Annotated in this window: 13 protein-coding genes and 1 pseudogene; 12 read left to right on the forward strand and 2 right to left on the reverse strand. The window is 45.0% G+C overall.

The window, feature by feature from the left end; genetic code table 11:
• Nucleotides 1-123: 123 nt before the first annotated feature.
• Nucleotides 124-751, reverse strand: a pseudogene (locus tag BM135_RS03630) (SDR family oxidoreductase).
• 398 nt (nt 752-1,149) lie between these two features.
• A complete protein-coding gene (gene hpaR / locus BM135_RS03635; RefSeq protein WP_092517910.1) occupies nt 1,150-1,590 on the reverse strand; it encodes a homoprotocatechuate degradation operon regulator HpaR in 441 nt (146 codons plus the stop codon).
• Nucleotides 1,591-2,034: 444 nt separating this feature from the next.
• Between hpaR and BM135_RS03640 the strand changes: the two genes are divergently transcribed.
• The 12 genes from BM135_RS03640 to hpaC all read left to right on the forward strand — a co-directional run bounded on the left by BM135_RS03640 (nt 2,035) and on the right by hpaC (nt 14,496).
• The gene (locus tag BM135_RS03640; protein ID WP_092517912.1) at nt 2,035-2,667 is read left to right on the forward strand and encodes a fumarylacetoacetate hydrolase family protein; all 633 of its coding nucleotides are present in this window, start codon (nt 2,035-2,037) and stop codon (nt 2,665-2,667) included.
• Nucleotides 2,664-3,428: a fumarylacetoacetate hydrolase family protein gene (locus BM135_RS03645; RefSeq protein ID WP_092517914.1), complete on the forward strand. Its 765-nt coding sequence runs from the start codon at nt 2,664-2,666 to the stop codon at nt 3,426-3,428. The genes BM135_RS03640 and BM135_RS03645 overlap by 4 nt, the downstream gene beginning before the upstream one ends.
• Entirely contained in the window at nt 3,425-4,891 is a 1,467-nt protein-coding gene (gene hpaE / locus BM135_RS03650; protein ID WP_092517922.1) for a 5-carboxymethyl-2-hydroxymuconate semialdehyde dehydrogenase, read from the forward strand. Before BM135_RS03645 ends, hpaE begins: the two co-directional genes overlap by 4 nt.
• A gap of 107 nt (nt 4,892-4,998) precedes the next feature.
• Nucleotides 4,999-5,880, forward strand: a complete 882-nt coding sequence (hpaD, locus tag BM135_RS03655) for a 3,4-dihydroxyphenylacetate 2,3-dioxygenase (protein WP_092517924.1) — start codon at nt 4,999-5,001, stop codon at nt 5,878-5,880.
• A gap of 12 nt (nt 5,881-5,892) precedes the next feature.
• Nucleotides 5,893-6,294, forward strand: a complete 402-nt coding sequence (locus BM135_RS03660; RefSeq protein WP_092517926.1) for a 5-carboxymethyl-2-hydroxymuconate Delta-isomerase — start codon at nt 5,893-5,895, stop codon at nt 6,292-6,294.
• A 105-nt stretch (nt 6,295-6,399) separates the two neighbouring features.
• Entirely contained in the window at nt 6,400-7,857 is a 1,458-nt protein-coding gene (locus BM135_RS03665) for an NAD-dependent succinate-semialdehyde dehydrogenase (protein WP_092517928.1), read from the forward strand.
• Between the two features lie 57 nt (nt 7,858-7,914).
• Entirely contained in the window at nt 7,915-8,718 is an 804-nt protein-coding gene (hpaH, locus tag BM135_RS03670; RefSeq protein ID WP_092517930.1) for a 2-oxo-hept-4-ene-1,7-dioate hydratase, read from the forward strand.
• A 35-nt stretch (nt 8,719-8,753) separates the two neighbouring features.
• On the forward strand, nt 8,754-9,560 hold the full coding sequence (gene hpaI / locus BM135_RS03675; RefSeq protein ID WP_092517932.1) for a 4-hydroxy-2-oxoheptanedioate aldolase: 807 nt from the start codon (nt 8,754-8,756) through the stop codon (nt 9,558-9,560).
• A gap of 108 nt (nt 9,561-9,668) precedes the next feature.
• A complete protein-coding gene (gene hpaX, locus BM135_RS03680) occupies nt 9,669-11,036 on the forward strand; it encodes a 4-hydroxyphenylacetate permease (protein ID WP_092517934.1) in 1,368 nt (455 codons plus the stop codon).
• 66 nt (nt 11,037-11,102) lie between these two features.
• Nucleotides 11,103-12,050 carry a 4-hydroxyphenylacetate catabolism regulatory protein HpaA gene (gene hpaA, locus BM135_RS03685; protein ID WP_092517936.1) on the forward strand — a complete coding sequence of 316 codons (948 nt, stop codon included), beginning with the start codon at nt 11,103-11,105 and terminating at the stop codon, nt 12,048-12,050.
• Between the two features lie 343 nt (nt 12,051-12,393).
• Nucleotides 12,394-13,956, forward strand: coding sequence for a 4-hydroxyphenylacetate 3-monooxygenase, oxygenase component (gene hpaB / locus BM135_RS03690; protein WP_092517938.1), 1,563 nt, complete (start codon nt 12,394-12,396; stop codon nt 13,954-13,956).
• A 21-nt stretch (nt 13,957-13,977) separates the two neighbouring features.
• Nucleotides 13,978-14,496, forward strand: a complete 519-nt coding sequence (hpaC, locus tag BM135_RS03695; protein WP_092517940.1) for a 4-hydroxyphenylacetate 3-monooxygenase, reductase component — start codon at nt 13,978-13,980, stop codon at nt 14,494-14,496.
• Nucleotides 14,497-14,604 lie beyond the last annotated feature (108 nt).

The raw sequence follows: 14,604 nt of genomic DNA on the forward strand, positions 1-14,604 counted from the left end.
TTTAGGGTGAGAGTCCTATTAATTGCGCCTGACCATTTCCTAATCTGATTAGGAAATATATATCCTTCATCTTTTAAAGTTGAGGCTTAGTTGGCTCAACTTGAAACCCACAGTGTTCAAAATTCATTCTAAATCCTTAAAAGTCGGCCCCTGAAAGTAAACGGCTTTAATGTGGCAACTGCGGGGTTGGGTGATCACAAACATGATGGGCTAAGTTCTGGCTAAATCCACTTATGGCATGTTTAGCTGCAAAGAATGCCGGATGAGCGACGGATTCAGTAAATTGAGGAATACCACAAACTGATACCATTGCAACAATATCGGCACCCTGTGACTGGCGCAGGCTCGGCAAGAGTGCCTTGGTCAGCAGGATAGAACCTGTTATACCTGAATTCACTGTACTGACGATATCAGCATCATGGTCACCTTCTCCTAAATGCCCTTCCAGCCATTGGGCAGCACTCAAAATCAGAATATCGACAGGTTGATTGTCTTGCAGCAACTGAGTGGCGAAATCACTAACGGATCGGGCATCACTCATATCACACAGATAACCTCTGGCTATGCCACCCTCACGGCGAATAATTTCACATGTCGCTTCAACACTGGCTAATTGGCGGGCACAGAGATCAACATGTGCGCCTTCGCGAGCCAACCAAACAGAAACTGCTTGTCCAAAATCGCGCCCTCCGCCTGTCACCACCACTCGCTTACCTTTCAAAACACTCGTTACATTAACTTCATTGAACATCATGTTGGCTTTCCTTATATCAGTGATTAAGCTGGATGAGGAAGCGTCACTCTGCTGGTCTGATTTATTAATAAGTTACGGTTTGGAAAGCCAACTTTACTTGAAAGTTTTCACTATAGTGCAACTATTTTGTGCTATTTTTATATAATTTGAAAAAACTTTGTTTATGTTTTAAATACAAAAAGTTATCTCAGATTCCGTTTTAATAATTATTCAATAACATATAATTCAATAATATATGATTCAATTAGCTTTGCTATAGAAGTTTGAAGTTGCTTTAATTAATTTTATTAAATTCATCTGCTTCGGATTTATACTACATTTAAAATAACCAGAAAATTAATTCGTTATTAGATTTATAAAGCGCTAATACTTATTATATTCATGAATTTTTAATCTTATACCTCATCTATATCTTCTGGAGAATGATTTACGATAGAAATAAACTCATCTAATAAATCTAAAAATTGAGCTAACTTTTCTGGAGAAAAGGCATCCTCAATCTCCTTATAACTTTCTTCTATCGGCCCTTTTACCTGATCATAGTATTTCTGGCCCTTCGAAGTCAGGCTAATATGCAGCTTGCGCATATCATTTAAAGGCTTCATACGGCAGATAAGGCCTTCACGCTCCATACGTGTCAAAATACCTGTCAGGCTTGGCCGCAAAATATAAGTGCAACAAGATAACTCATGAAAATCAATAGAACGCCTATGTGCCAGTATTGATATAATACGCCACTGTTGTTCAGTTAGATTATAATCTTTCAAGATAGGCCGAAAGAAATACATAGCTGTGCCTTTGGCTTGAAGTAATGATATTGTCAATGATCGGTCCATAATTAAAGTAAACTCTTTTCAGTTAAATCAGTTAGATATAGGATGAAATTTTAATTTTCAATGCTTTTCATTATAGTGATACTTTTCATTATAGTGATAGTGGCAACTTCAGATTTCATACAGTGGAATACATAAAGTAATAAAGATTATATCATGCTTATTGATTACCCCCTCATAAAAATAATTCAATATAAACAAGAAAATAAAAAACTCCTCGCTTAAAATCTTAAAAAGATAACCTAATAATGGTTAGATTTGATCTCAAATGACTTTATCAACAATATAATGGCAGATTTTATTGTATAAAAAACAACCGCGAACAAAGCATTGTTACATAGATCACAATTAAAATTAACAATTTATCTAACATATTGAAGATTATTACCACATGCCTTATTAATAAATCATCTTGCCATACGTCATTCAGGTTTCAAGGAGCTGTCAATGAAAGGCACTGTCTTTGCCGTTGCCCTCAACCATAGTAGCCAAATCAGTTTCTGGCATGAGACATTTCACGAAGTACCTTATAAATCCCTCCCAAAAACGCCGATTTGGTTTATCAAACCTCGCAATACCTTAATTAACTCAGGGGATGTTATTCCTTATCCCATCGGTGAAATGGTGCAAAGTGGAGCAACTCTGGCACTGTTGATTGGAAAAACAGCACGCAAAGTTTCAGTTCAGAATGCAGAACAATATATTGCAGGTTATGCATTGGCAAACGAAATTAGCCTGCCAGAAACTTCATTTTATCGTCCCGCCATCAAAGAAAAATGCCGGGACGGTTTTTGTCCGATGGGTCAAATGATCAAGACCCATTCAGTGGAATCACTCGATATCGTGACCGAAATTAACGGACACGAAGTTGATCGCTGGTCTACCCAAGATCTTGTCCGTTCAGCACCAGAATTATTGGCAGCATTAAGTGAATTCGCAACTTTAAAAGAGGGTGATGCAATTCTATTGGGAACTCCCCACCAGCGCGTCACTCTCCATCCTGCCGACAAAATCACAGTCAGTGCCAAAGGTTTCCCTAATTTGGAAAATACGATTGTATTGGCTGGAGGTCAAGAATGAGATACGCCAAAATTTTTTATCAAGGCCAAAATCTAAATGTCAACATTGACGAACAGGGCAATATCCTTCTGCCGGATGGAAATACGGTAAGCGGTGACGAAGTTTTATGGCTTCCTCCCGCTAATGGAACTCTGTTTGCATTGGGATTGAACTATGCCGACCATGCAACAGAGCTGGAGTTTAAGCCACCGGAAGAACCTTTGGTATTCATCAAGGCAGCCAATAGCTTAACAGGGCACCGTCAATTTTCTGTTCGTCCTGATAATGTGGAATACATGCATTATGAAGCAGAATTAGTTGTCGTGATTGGTAAACCAGCCCACAAAGTTTCCAAAGAAGAAGCTATGAATTACGTTGCGGGTTATACCGTTTGTAACGATTACGCCATCCGTGATTATCTGGAAAATTATTATCGCCCCAATCTGCGAGTAAAAAGCCGCGATACGCTCACTCCAATCGGCCCCTGGATCATAGATAAGCAGAAGATTGCTGATCCTCATAATCTGACCTTGAAAACATGGGTGAACGGTGATCTTCGCCAACAAGGCACAACAGCCGATTTAATCTTCGATATTCCTTTCTTAATCAGCTATCTCAGCGATTTCATGACACTGCAACCGGGCGACATGATCGCCACAGGAACGCCCAAAGGGCTGTCCAACGTTGTTCCGGGAGATGAAGTCATTGTGGAAGTCGAAGGTATTGGGCGTCTGGTGAATTACATCGTCAGCCAGCAGGAATATGAGGAGAGTTTGTTATGACCATGATTAACCATTGGATCAATGGCAAGAATATCGGCAGCAAAACCTATTTTGAAACGACCAATCCTGCTACAGGTGAGGTGCTGGCTGAAGTTGCATCGGGTGGGAAGGAAGAGATCGCCCAAGCCGTTGAGGCTGCCAAAGAGGCTTTCCCAAAATGGGCAAATACCCCAATGAAAGAACGCGCCCGTTTGATGTGCCGTTTGGGTGAATTGATCGACCAAAATGTTCCCGATATTTCTGCGATGGAAACTAAAGATACTGGTCTCCCTATCCATCAAACACAAAATGTCCTGATTCCACGGGCTTCCCAGAATTTCAATTTTTTCGCTGAAATTTGCCAGCAGATGAACGGGCGTACTTACCCCGTTGATGACAAGATGCTCAACTATACGTTAATCCAGCCTGTTGGTGTTTGCGCATTGATTTCCCCATGGAATGTGCCTTTCATGACAGCAACGTGGAAAGTTGCACCTTGTCTGGCATTGGGAAATACGGCTGTTTTGAAGATGTCCGAACTCTCCCCATTGACTGCCAACCGTTTAGGGGAGCTGGTGCTGGAAGCCGGAATTCCCGCCGGGGTGCTGAATGTGGTACAGGGTTACGGTAACACCGCAGGCGATGCGCTGGTAAAACATCATGATGTGCGCGCGGTCTCCTTCACTGGTGGGACAGCAACGGGTCGCCTGATCATGCAAAATGCCGGACTGAAAAAATATTCCATGGAGCTGGGCGGAAAATCCCCTGTTCTCATCTTTGAAGATGCAGATATCGAACGCGCGCTGGATGCCGCCCTGTTCACCATTTTCTCTCTCAATGGCGAGCGCTGTACGGCAGGTTCCCGCATTTTCATCCAGGAAAGCATCTACCCTGAATTCGTCAAGCGCTTTGCTGAACGTGCCAATCGGCTGCGTGTCGGTGATCCCCAAGATCCCCAAACTCAGGTTGGCAGCCTGATCAGCCAGCAACACTGGGAAAAAGTCTCCAATTATATCCGTCTGGGAATCGAAGAAGGCGCCACACTGCTAGCCGGAGGCTCTGATAAACCTGCTGATTTGCCTGCTCATCTGAAAAATGGCAACTTCTTGCGCCCTACTGTATTGGCAGATGTGGATAACCACATGCGCGTGGCACAGGAAGAGATCTTCGGGCCTGTAGCCTGTTTGCTGCCGTTCAAGAGCGAAGAAGATGGTCTGCGCATGGCTAATGATGTGGAGTATGGCCTTGCATCCTATATCTGGACACAAGATGTCAGCAAAGTTTTGCGTCTGGCACGTAGTATTGAGGCAGGCATGGTGTTTGTCAATTCTCAGAATGTTCGCGATCTGCGCCAGCCATTTGGTGGTATAAAAGCCTCCGGCGTAGGGCGTGAAGGTGGGGAATACAGTTTTGAAGTGTTTGCCGAAGTGAAGAACGTTTGTATCTCAATGGGAGAGCATCCTATTCCTCGTTGGGGCGTTTGAGCCATACGGTTTGAACAAAAGGTTTGAATAAAAAATTTGAGCAATAAGGAATGTAATAAATCTCAGCGTTAACCACGGATTGCCATTCTGATACCAAGTGAGGATTTATGGGAAAGTTAGCGTTAGCAGCGAAAATTACACATGTACCTTCGATGTACCTGTCTGAATTACCGGGCAAGCATCACGGTTGTCGGCAAGGTGCCATTGACGGACACAAAGAGATCAGCCGGCGCTGCCGTGAAATGGGGGTTGATACCATTATCGTGTTCGACACCCATTGGCTGGTTAACAGTGCCTACCATATTAATTGTGCCGACCATTTTTCCGGCATCTATACCAGTAATGAACTACCACATTTTATCCGTGATATGACCTATGAGTATGACGGTAACCCCGAACTTGGCAGGATGATTGCGGAAGAAGCACGTCAAATGGGGGTTCGTGCTCAATCACACGAAATCCCAAGCCTGAAACTGGAATATGGCACGCTGGTGCCAATGCGCTATATGAACAACGACCATCATTTCAAGGTGATTTCAATATCTGCCTTTTGTACTGTCCATGCGTTTGAAGACAGCCGCAAACTGGGAGAGGCAATTTTACGGGCGATTGAGAAATACGATGGCACAGTTGCCGTGCTGGCAAGCGGTTCACTGTCACACAGTTTCATTGAAGATCAACGTGCCGAAGAAGGCATGAACAGCTATACCCGCGAGTTTGATGAACAGATGGATCACCGCGTCGTACAGCTTTGGAAAGAAGGTAAGTTTCAGGAGTTCTGCAAGATGTTGCCGGAATATGCGCAATATTGCCGGGGAGAAGGCAACATGCACGATACCGTGATGCTGCTGGGTCTGCTCGGATGGGACAAGTATGACGGCAAAGTGGAGTTTTTAACGGAATTGTTCGCCAGCTCCGGGACAGGACAAGTTAACGCGGTTTTCCCGCTGCCGGCTTATGTTGCTCATTCAGATCATGTTGTTAACTGACAGGAGAAAACCGTGCCACATTTTTACGCTGAATGTACTGAAAATATTCGTGAAGAAGCCAATTTGCCGGAATTGTTTGCCAAAGTGAATCAATTACTGGCAGATACGGGCATTTTTCCGCTGGGCGGTATCCGCAGCCGCGCTATTTGGTTGGATACATGGCAAATGGCAGATGGTAAACAAGATTATGCCTTCGTTCACATAACACTGAAAATTGGTGCCGGACGCAGCCTTGAAGATCGGCAAAAAGTCGGTGAAATATTGTTTGGCTTAATCAAGGCACATTTCAGCGAATTAATGGCACGCCGCTATCTTGGCCTCTCTTTCACTATGGAAGAGCTCGACCCGGTGCTGAATTATAAATCCAATAACGTTCATAACCTGTTTCAGCAAAAGAGTGATGGTGATAAGTGACATAATTAAAGCCACTAATGTCTATCCCTATGGATTTCAAGATGCAGCCAATAAAGCTGCAACTTGAAAGACGAAGGGTATATTTTGTTGAATAAAGAGGAAACTATGACAAGTAATTTGGATATATCATTACTGCGCCAACAGGCTTATATCAATGGTCAATGGATTGATGCGAAAAATAAAGCGACCTTTGAAGTCACCAATCCTGCTAATGGTGAAGTAATTGCGAATGTCAGTGATATGGGAACCCAAGAGACACAATGTGCCATTGAAGCGGCTCAAAATGCTCTTCCTGCATGGCGGTCACTGACTGCCAAACAGCGTAGCCAAAAGCTCAAGCAATGGTTCCATCTGATTATGGAAAACCAAACTGCCTTGGCTGAAATAATGAGTACAGAACAGGGTAAATCCCATGCCGAAGCCATGGGAGAGATTGCTTACGGTGCCAGTTTTATCGAATGGTTCGCGGAAGAAGCCAAACGCATTTACGGTGAAACTCTCCCTTCCCCAATGCCGGGACGTCGCCTTGCAACTATTAAACAACCCATTGGTGTTGTTGCCGCTATTACACCTTGGAATTTCCCCAATGCGATGATTACCCGCAAAGTTGGTCCGGCACTAGCTGCGGGCTGTACCGTGGTTCTGAAACCTGCGGCTGAAACGCCACTCTCTGCGTTGGCATTGGCTGTATTGGCAGAACAGGCTGGTATTCCTGCGGGCGTACTGAATATCGTAACGGGAATAGATGCCAAAGCGATTGGTGAAGTGCTGACGTCAAGTTCTATCGTGCGTAAGCTTTCGTTCACCGGCTCTACGCGTGTTGGCAAGTTATTGATGGCACAAAGTGCCGATACCGTGAAAAAACTCTCCCTCGAACTGGGTGGCAACGCACCTTTTATTGTGTTTGATGATGCCGATCTTGATGCCGCAGTGGAAGGCGCGATGGCAGCTAAATTCCGTAACAGTGGGCAAACTTGTGTCTGTGCCAACCGCATTCTGGTACAGGAAGGCATTTACGATGCTTTTGCCGAACGTCTGACGCAAGCCGTGAAACAGCTTCATGTCGGGCCAGCCATTGAGCTTGCGTCACAACAAGGCCCTCTGATTAATCAAGCAGCAGTAGAAAAAGTACAAGCACACATCAATGATGCTGTTTCCAACGGCGCACGTATTCTGGTTGGTGGTAAACCCCATGCTTTGGGTGGCCTGTTCTTTGAACCAACAGTACTGGCGGATGTTACCGAATCTATGCAAGTTGCCCACGAAGAAACCTTCGGCCCCCTGGCACCACTGTTCAAATTCTGTGATGAGGCTGAAGCCATTCGCATCGCCAACGACACTGAATTTGGTTTGGCTGCTTACTTCTATTCCCGTGATATTGGCCGGATTTATCGGGTAGCGGAAGCATTGGAAAGTGGCATGGTCGGCATCAATGAAGGTTTGATCTCCAACGAAATCGCACCATTTGGCGGTATTAAGCAATCAGGGCTGGGACGCGAAGGTTCACGTTACGGTATTGAAGATTATCTGGAAGTGAAATACCTCTGTTTTGGAGGACTATAAGCTTTTGGAGGACTATAAGCTTTTGGAGGACTATAAGCTAAAGGAGCTTAACACCCTATGCTACAGCAAGAAGTCGTATCTCTCGTTGCACGCCGTTTACATCAGGCAGAGAAAAACCGTGAGCAAATCCGACAAATCTCACTGGATTATCCAGAGATAACTATTGAGGATGCTTACGCCATTCAACGTGAATGGGTGGATTTGAAAATCAGGGAAGGCCTGATTCTGAAAGGGCACAAGATCGGTCTGACATCCAAGGCTATGCAAGCCAGTTCACAGATTGATGAACCGGATTATGGGGCCTTGCTGGATGATATGTTTTTTCAAGACGGCAGTAACATTCCTTGCGAACGTTTTATTGTGCCACGCATTGAGGTAGAGCTGGCCTTTGTGCTGGCAAAGCCCCTGCGTGGGCCAAACTGTACGCTGTTTGATGTTTATAACGCGACAGATTATGTCATTCCGGCACTGGAATTGATCGATGCCCGCTGCCACAACATTGATCCCGATACTCAGCGTCCGCGCAAAGTATTCGATACGATTTCTGACAATGCCGCCAACGGTGGAGTGATTCTTGGGGGACGGCCGATCAAGCCAGATGAACTTGATCTACGCTGGGTCAGTGCCCTGCTCTACCGCAATGGAGTGATCGAAGAATCCGGCGTGGCAGCAGCGGTTCTCAATCATCCTGCCAATGGTGTGGCATGGCTTGCCAACAAACTGGCCCCGCATGGTGTCGAGCTTGAAGCGGGTCAGATTATTCTGGCCGGTTCCTTTACCCGCCCTATTCCTGCACGCAAAGGTGATACCTTCCATGTGGATTATGGCGTATTAGGGTCAATTAGCTGTCACTTTGTTTAACGTCTTCCGAGATATAAGGTCTATTGAGGTGAATCATGGATCAGCTAACAAATAAATTTAAACACGCCCTGAAAGCAGGGCATCCACAAATCGGGTTATGGCTTGGACTAAGCAGTGGATATAGTGCGGAAATATTGGCAGGAGCAGGGTTTGATTGGCTACTGATTGATGGTGAACATGCCCCCAATGATATTTCTACCATGCTTGCACAATTACAGGGCATTGCCCCTTATCCAAGTCAACCTGTCATTCGTCCTGCCTGGAATGATCCTGTGCTCATCAAACAATTGTTGGATATTGGCGCGCAAACATTGTTGCTCCCGATGATTCAAAATGCGGAACAAGCACGCGCAGCTGTCAGGGCGACTCGCTATCCCCCCGCCGGTATCCGTGGCGTAGGTAGTGCTCTGGCACGAGCTTCCCGCTGGAACCGCATCCCTGATTATCTATCCCGCGCCAATGATGAAATGTGTGTACTGGTACAGGTAGAAACTCGTGAAGCTCTGCAAAACATACCGGAGATAGCGGCAGTCGAAGGCGTCGACGGTGTGTTTATCGGTCCGGCAGATCTCAGTGCCGATATGGGACACATTAATAACCCACAGCATCCTGAAGTCCTGGCTGCAATTGAACAAGCCATTGTTCAGATCCAATCTTCCGGCAAAGCCGCTGGTATTTTGATGACCAATGTTGATGTCGCTAAACATTACCTCAATCTGGGCGCACTGTTTGTTGCCGTAGGAGTTGATACCAGCTTGCTAACCGGAGCAGCCAACGCTTTGGCAAAGCGTTTCGGCAAAATTAAGGGGGAGCAAAATACACCATCATCGAATACTTATTAATTTAAGTTCCCAATATGGCAGATGTTGATCGCGACATCTGTCATCAAAGTTGAAGGATTTCAAATCCCCCGCCTAAAGGAAAACCAAGTAATCAATAAGGAAACAACAATGAGCACTTCACCTGACGCCATACCAAAACCAGAAAATCCACCCCATCAGCATAAGAAACTGACGACCCAACAGCAAAATGTGATCAATAAATTATTCCGGCGTTTGATCCTCTTTCTCTTTATCCTGTTCGTTTTCTCTTTTCTGGATCGCATCAATATTGGTTTTGCTGGTTTGACGATGGGAAAAGATCTTGGTTTAACATCCACAATGTTTGGATTGGCCGCCACGCTGTTTTACGCTACTTACGTCATTTTCGGCATTCCCAGCAATGTCATGTTAAGCATTGTGGGTGCTCGTCGTTGGATCGCCACTATTATGGTGTTGTGGGGTATCGCTTCCACCGCAACCATGTTTGCCACTGGCCCGACGAGCCTGTATATCCTGCGTATGTTGGTAGGCATTGCAGAAGCGGGGTTTTTACCGGGGATTTTGGTTTACCTGACTTATTGGTTTCCGGCTTATTACCGTGCGCGTGCCAATGCACTGTTTATGATCGCCATGCCGGTAACGATGGCGTTTGGTTCACTGATTTCCGGTTATATTCTGGAAATGGATGGTATCTGGAATCTGCGTGGCTGGCAGTGGTTATTTTTGCTGGAAGGCTTCCCTTCTGTTCTGCTTGGTTTTGCTGTCTGGTTTTATCTGGATGATTCACCGGAAAAGGCCAAGTGGCTGACTCGTGAAGATAAGCGATGTCTTCAAGAAATGATAGAAAACGATAATCTTTCTATGATGCGGCCTAATGAACATATTCAACAACAAAAAACCAGCTTATGGCGCGAAGTTTTTACCCCAATGGTATTGATGTACACCTTCGCTTATTTTTGCCTGACCAATACCCTGAGCGCCATTAATATCTGGACACCGCAGATTATGCAGAGCTTCAATCAGAACAGCAGCCATATTGTCATTGGTATTTTGACTGCCATTCCACAGTTCTGCACGATTTTGGGCATGATTTACTGGAGTCGTCGCTCAGACCGTCTGCAAGAACGCAAAATGCACACGGCCTTGCCTTACCTGTTTGCCGCTGCAGGCTGGATTTTAACCTCACTGACTAATAACAGTATGGTGCAATTATTAGGGATCATTATGGCATCCACCGGATCGTTCACTGCGATGGCGGTATTCTGGACGACACCGGATCAATCGCTCAGCTTGCGCGCCCGTGCCATCGGGATCGCCGTGATCAATGCAACTGGAAATGTCGGATCGGCCGTCAGTCCTCTGCTGATCGGCTGGCTGAAAGATCAAACAGGTAATTTCAACGCAGGGCTTTATTTTGTCGCAGGGTTACTGATCATCGGTGCGTTGATAGTTTTTCTGATCCCGATGAAACATTCACAGCCACAGGTTACCCCGTAAATAACGAGCAACATGTTCATATGCCAAATACCTGAGCCAACGATAAGATACCAAAGGGAAAAGTCGATGCCTGTACGCAATAACGCTAAATCCAGCACCACCAAATCCACCGCTGATAAATCTATCATTACCAATATTGATATCAGCAAGGACTATGATGAAACACAGGGATCGAATGATGTTCATTATCAAACTTTTGGGCGGATGGCGGCATTTTTCGGGCGGGATATGCAGGCGCATCGCCATAATGGTTTTTTCCAGCTTCATTATCTGGTAACAGGACGGATTGAACTGCAATTGGACGAACAGCACTATTCCGTACAAGCCCCGTTGTTTATCCTGACCCCGCCTTCTGTCCCCCATGCTTTTTTTACGCAGGAAGACACTGACGGTTATGTACTGACTGTCCGTCAGGAATTGATTACCCCATTGCTCAGTTCGCTTTATCCTACTCACCGAGAAATGGTTGATATTCCGGCTATCTGCCTTTCTGTCGCAGAGAAATCCGATGAACTGGAAACATTTAACCATTATTGGTCATTGATTGGACGTGAGTCAGCCAATCAATTTGCTGGACGAGAACAATCACTGGCATTTCTGGCTCAATCTTTGTTTACCTTTCTGCTGCGCACGATTCCCCTTGATGATCACCGTTCCGGTGGTGTCAGGGGAGAATTAAAACTCTTTCAGCGCTTTCACCAATTGGTCGATCAACATTATCACCAGCATCTCGCCGTGCCAGAATATGCGGAAAAATTGGATATTACAGAATCACGCCTGAAAGATATGTGCCGACGTTTTACCAATCGACCACCTAAAAAGCTGATCTTTGATCGATTGTTACGAGAGGCAAAACGGTTATTGCTGTTTAGTGACAGCCCCGTATTTGAAGTGGCATATCAACTTGGGTTTAAAGATCCTGCTTACTTTACCCGCTTTTTTAATCGGTTGGTGGGGTGCTCACCCAGTGTTTGGCGGGAAAATAGTTTAGTTGGGGGCAAAAAAGGGCTTTAAAATTAGTTTAAATGAAACGATTATTTATTCGTATTATTTCATCTCATATATAAATAACCTGATATCATCAATAAAATCGTTCCCAATCGCATTGGGTTCCTGTGAAATCCAATAGACATATAACGATATGGATTTTTTTAATTTTCAAAACCCCAACTCGATCACATTTTCAAAACAATTTATTCTTAGTCACCGAAAAGTACCAGCAAACCTTCCGAAAGTCTCTTCAATAGAAACCTGTTAGTCGCTTCAATCAAACAATGAAAGAAACATAAAATTAACACCCAACCCCCATATGGATAACAAATCAAAATGAGGGGATTCTGCGGAGCATGAGGTTACTATGAAACTAGAAGATTTGCGTGCTGATCATAAACGCCCATTTACCAGCAAAGAGTACCTGAGTTCACTACAAGATGACCGCGAGATTTACATCTATGGTGAACGAGTCAGAGATGTTACAACACATCCGGCTTTCCGTAATGCGGCTACTTCAATTGGTCAGCTGTACGATGCCCTGCATGCCCCGGAAACTCATGATGCACTCTGTTGGGATACCGATACCGGAAGTGGCGGTTATACCCACAAATTCTTCCGATTCGCCACCAGCACTGATGACATCCGCCAACAGCGCGATGCCATTGCCGAATGGTCGCGCCAAAACTACGGCTGGATGGGACGTTCACCCGACTATAAAGCTGCATTCTGCTGCTCACTGGGAGCCTATCCCGAATATTATGGGCAATTCGCTGACAATGCCCGCATCTGGTATAAGCGCATTCAGGAAAGCTGCATCTATTTCAATCATGCGATTGTTAATCCCCCCATTGATCGCCACAAGCCCGCAGATCAGGTTAAAGATGTTTTTATCCAGATAGAAAAAGAGACGGATGCCGGAATTATTGTCAGTGGCGCCAAAGTTGTCGCAACCAATTCAGCCCTGACTCACTATAATTTTATCGGTTTTGGCTCTGCGCAGGTTATTGGTGACAACCCTGATTTTGCCCTTATGTTCGTTGCGCCAATGGATGCCGATGGCGTGAAATTGATCTCTCGCGCTTCCTATGAATTGGTGGCTGGTGCTACCGGAACACCTTTTGATTACCCTCTTTCCAGTCGGTTTGATGAAAATGACGCTATCCTTATAATGGATAAGGTATTAATTCCATGGGAAAACGTGTTAATTTATCGCGATTTTGATCGCGCCCGTAATTGGGCAGTACAAAGTGGATTTGCACGGCTATTCCCCATGCAAGCCTGTACGCGCCTTGCAGTTAAGCTGGATTTCATCACGGGCCTGCTGCAAAAAAGCCTTGAATGCACTGGCGTGGTGGATTTTCGCGGCGTTCAGGCTGATCTGGGCGAAGTCGTGGCATGGCGCAATCTGTTCTGGTCACTGACAGATGCGATGTGGGCAGAGTCCAAACCGTGGGAAAACGGCGCTTATCTGCCCGATACCCAAGCGATTCAAACTTATCGCGTAATGGCTCCCATGGCTTATACCAAAATCAAGAATATTATTGAAAGCAATGTCACCAGCGGCTTGATTTATTTGCCATCCAGTGTGCGTGATATGAATAACCCTGATATCAATAAATATCTTGAAAAGTATGTCCGTGGCTCTAATGGTATTGACCACGTAGAACGAATTAAGATTTTGAAATTAATGTGGGATGCCATTGGCAGTGAATTCGGCGGTCGCCATGAATTATACGAAATCAATTATGCTGGCAGTCAGGACGAAATTCGCCTGCAATGTCTGCGTCATGCCTATGGCTCCGGCAATATGAAAAAAATGACGGAATTAGTGGATCGCTGCCTCTCTGACTATGATTTGGATGGCTGGACCAGACCCCACTTACATAATAACTGTGATATTAACCTGTTAGATAAGCTACTGAAATAAATCAGTAGCAGGAGGCCTATTATGTCTATAGAAAATAAACATCGCCTGCGTTTCAGAGATGCGATGGCAAGCCTTTCCGCTGCGGTGAATATCATCACCACGGATGGCCCTGCGGGGCGATGTGGTATGACTGCAACGGCGGTGTGTTCTGTAACAGATACGCCTCCGACTCTGATGATATGCATGAATCGCAATAGTGCTATGAATCCAGTATTTCAGGAAAATGGTCATCTGTGTGTCAATATCCTGAATCATGAACAAAAATCGCTGGCTCGCCATTTCGCCGGCATGACTAATGTTAGTATGGAAGAACGCTTCAATTGGGATATTTGGCACAATGGCTCACTGGGGCAACCTATGTTAAAAGGAACCCTTGCCAATCTGGAAGGCAATATCGTGCAGATACAGGAAGTCGGTACTCACTATGTTTACTTAGTGGAAATAAAACAGATCATGGTCAGAGAAGAAGGCCACGGATTGATTTATTTTAAGCGTGATTTTCATCCTGTAATAGCTAAAACAATAGCAACGACTGTTTAAAAAAAGCAAATTTAAAACAAGAATATCCTCACATACTCACATAGCCTCCAAATATGAAGGTTCTTTATCAAAGGGCCTTCATCTCCTGATTCTCATCAATATCTTTCT

Source organism: Xenorhabdus japonica (genome assembly GCF_900115195.1).
In the GTDB taxonomy this organism is placed as follows: domain Bacteria; phylum Pseudomonadota; class Gammaproteobacteria; order Enterobacterales; family Enterobacteriaceae; genus Xenorhabdus; species Xenorhabdus japonica.